The sequence below is a fragment of the Streptomyces sp. NPDC102402 genome, assembly GCF_044765765.1.
GTDB lineage: Bacteria > Actinomycetota > Actinomycetes > Streptomycetales > Streptomycetaceae > Streptomyces.
In genome coordinates this window covers 1-3,764 of sequence record NZ_JBIWKR010000041.1, presented here as the reverse complement: position 1 = coordinate 3,764, position 3,764 = coordinate 1, and the positions used below count along the sequence as shown (strand labels likewise).

1 protein-coding gene is annotated in these 3,764 nt (G+C 73.5%); it reads right to left on the bottom strand.

Annotated features, from left to right (window positions below; genetic code table 11):
- The coding region (locus ACIRJR_RS37040; RefSeq protein WP_403789175.1) for an SDR family NAD(P)-dependent oxidoreductase at positions 1–3,764 on the bottom strand (3,764 nt) is incomplete at both ends.

Sequence of the window (3,764 nt, the reverse complement as noted above, 5' to 3'; positions counted from 1 at the left end):
CGCAACCGCGCCGCGAACACAGAAGACGACTCCAACAACCCCGCACCCATCCCCACCCACTGCGACCCCTGCCCCGGAAACACCAACACCCGACGACCCGTCACACCGGCCACACCCTCGACCACAGCCTCGCCCAACGTCACACGACGGTGCTCGAACACCGAACGCGACGACACCAGCGAATACCCCACATCCACCAGACCCGGCCCACCCACACCCTCCAGCGCGGCCCGCAACCGGCCGGACTGTGTTTCCAGAGCGGCCGCCGACCTGGCGGACACCACCAGCGGCACCACAGGCAACTCACGGGTCGCCGGCTCGGGCACGAGCTCCCGCGCGGGCGGCTCTTCGAGGATGACGTGCGCGTTGGTGCCGCTCACGCCGAAAGCGGAGACGCCCGCACGGCGCGGACGCCCCGTCTCCGGCCACGCACGCGACTCGGTCAGCAACTCGACCGCACCGCTGTCCCAGTCCACCTGCGAGGACGGAGCATCCACATGCAGAGTCCTGGGCAGCACCCCTTCCTGGAGCGCCATCACCATCTTGATGACACCGCCCACACCGGCCGCGGCCTGGGGGTGTCCGATGTTCGACTTCAACGACCCCAGCCACAACGGCTGCTCAGCCGAACGCTGCCCATACGTCGCCAGCAACGCCTGCGCCTCGATCGGGTCACCCAACCGGGTGCCCGTCCCGTGCGCCTCCACCACGTCCACATCACCCGTACCCAGGCCGGCGTTGGCCAGGGCCTGCAGGATGACCCGCTCCTGGGAGGGGCCGTTGGGGGCGGTGAGGCCGTTGCTGGCACCGTCCTGGTTCACGGCGTCGCCGCGGATGACGGCAAGCACCGGATGCCCCTTGCGGACGGCGTCCGACAGCCGCTCGACGGCGACCATGCCGGCGCCCTCGGCCCAGCTGGTGCCGTCGGCGGCGTCGGCGAAGGCCTTGCTGCGGCCGTCGACGGCGAGCCCGCGCTGCCGGGAGAACTCCACGAACAGGCCGGGGGCGGCCATGACCGTCACACCGCCGGCGAGGGCGAGGTCGCACTCCCCCGCGCGGACCGCCTGCGCGGCCATGTGCAGGGTGACCAGGGAGGAGGAGCAGGCCGTGTCCACGGAGACGGACGGGCCTTCGAGGCCGAGCACGTACGAGATGCGACCGGAGACCACGCTCGCGGACTTGCCGGTGAGCAGGTAGCCCTCGTGCTCCTCGGACGCCTCGTGCAGCCGGGAGGCGTACTCCTGGTGGGTGAGGCCGGCGTACACACCGGTACGGGTGCCGCGCAGCGACAGCGGCGCGATGCCGGCGCGTTCCAAGGCCTCCCAGGAGGTCTCGAGGAGCAGGCGCTGCTGCGGGTCCATCACCAGGGCCTCGCGCGGCGAGATCCCGAAGAACTCGGCGTCGAACTCGGCCGCCTCGTGGAGGAACCCGCCTTCGCGAACGTACGTGGTGCCGCGTCGGCCCGACTCCGGGTCGGGCTCGTAGACCTCGTCGAGGTTCCAGCCGCGGTCGGCGGGCGCGGCGCCGATGACGTCGCGCTCGGCCATGACCAGATCCCACAGTGCCTCGGGGGTGTCGGCCTCGCCGGGGAAGCGGCAGGCCATGCCCACGATGACGACCGGGTCCTCGGCGTCGCCGGCCGCGTGGGCGGCGGCGGGAGCGGGGGCTGCGGCGGGGGTGTCGCCGAGGAGCTTGCCGAGCAGGTACGCGGCGAGCGCGCCCGGATTGGGGCGGTCGAACACGACGGTGGCGGGCAGCCGCAGGCCGGTGGCACCGGCGAGGCGGTTGCGCAGCTCCAGCGCGGTGAGGGAGTCGAAGCCGGCGTCCTTGAACGCCCGGTCGGCGAGGACGGCTTCGGTGCTGGGGTGCCTCAGCACGGCCGCGGCCTCGCCGCGGACGAACTCGACCAGCGTCCGGATCCGCTCGGCTTCGGAAAGCCCGGCGAGCCGCCCGGCCAGTCCGTCGGCGGGACCCGTACCGGCGCCGAGGGCCTGCTTCCGCTCCTCCTCCAGCGCGTGCCGGGCCTCCGGCACGGTGTCGAAGGCGGGCCCGGGACGCAACGCGGCGGTGCGCGGGGCGAAGTCGGCCCAGTCGACGTCCAGGACGGTGACGCAGGTGTCGCCGAGATCGAGGGCCCGGTGGAGGGCCTCGATGCCTTCGCCGGGGTCCATGGCCTTGATGCCGCGTCGGCTCAGGCTCTCCTCGCCGGCACCCTCGGCCATGCCGCCACCGCCCCACAGGCCCCAGGCCACGGAGGTGGCGGGCAGGCCATCGGCGCGGCGCCGTTCGGCGAGGACGTCGAGGGAGGCGTTGGCGGCGGCGTAGGCGGCCTGGCCACCGTTGCCCCACGTGCCGGTGACGGAGGAGAAGAGGACGAAGGCGTCCAGTTCCAGGCCACGGTCGCGGGTGAGTTCGTGCAGGTGGTGTGCCGCGTCGGCCTTGGGAGCCCGGACCCCGTGGAAGACTTCGGCGGTGACCGATCCGATCACCCCGTCGTCGAGTACGCCGGCGGTGTGGAAGACGGCGGTGGGCGGGTGGGCCTCCAGCAGGGCGGCCAGCGCCTCGCGGTCGGAGACGTCGCAGGCGGCGACGGTGACCTCGGCGCCCAGTGCACGCAGCTCCTCGGCCAGTTCGGCCGCACCCGGCGCGGACGGGCCACGGCGGCTGGTGAGCACCAGGTGCCCGGCACCGGCCCCCGCGAGCCAGCGGGCGACATGGGCGCCGAGGGCGCCCGTACCGCCCGTCACCAGGACAGTGCCACGAGGGGTGTAGCGGGTGTCACCGGCCGGCCCGGCGGCCCGGCCCGCTCGGGTCACCCGGCGGCCGTAGGAACCGGAGGCGCGGACGGCGACCTGGTCCTCGGCTCCGAGACGACCGCCCTGGGCCAGCGCGGCGGCCATCCGGTCGAAGGAACGAGCCTCGGGCTGCGCGGGCAGGTCGACGACCCCGCCCCAGAGGGCGGGCAGTTCGAGCGCGGCGACCCGGGCGACAGCCCACACCTGGGCCCCGGAGTCCTCGGGCAGCTCGCCGGGAGTGACGGCCACGGCGCGTCGGGTCAGGGCCCACAGCTTGGCCGGAGCGAGATCGGTGTCGGCAGCGGCCTGTACGAGCGCGAGGGTGGCGAGAACCGCCTCCGTGCCCCCTGCCGACGAGAGGAGGGACAGGACTCCGTCGAAGCTCTCGCCCGCGGCCTGGTACGAGCACAGCCGGTCGGCCAGGGTCTGGCGGGTGGCGGTGCGGGCGTCGACGGTCAGGCGCTCGGTGCGGGCGCCGTGCCGGACCAGCGCCGCTTCCACGCCCTTGGCGAGGGCAGCGATGTCTTCGGTCCCGTTGTCCTCGGGGAGGACGAGGAGCCAGCGGCCGTCGAGGGCGGGGGCATCGGAGGCTCCCAGGCCCTTCCAAGTGGTGCGGTAGCGCCAGGAGTCCGTGCCGGCGAGGTCTGCGGCAGGGGTGATGACAGCCGGGGCAGCCGGTTCGAGCCAGTAGTGCTGGTGCTGGAAGGCGTAGGTGGGGAGGTCGACGGTACGGGCCCCCGTCCCCTCGAACAGGGCGGTCCAGTCGATGTCCGTCCCACGGACGAAGAGTTCCGCCGCGGAGGCCAGGAACCGCTCCAGCCCGCCCTCACCACGACGCAGCGAACCCACCGCGAGAACATCCGTGCCCGGCACGCTCTCCGCGGTCTCCTGCACCCCCATCATCAGAACCGGATGCGCACTGCACTCCACGAACGTCCCGAAACCACGCTCCAGCAGAACCCGCACCGT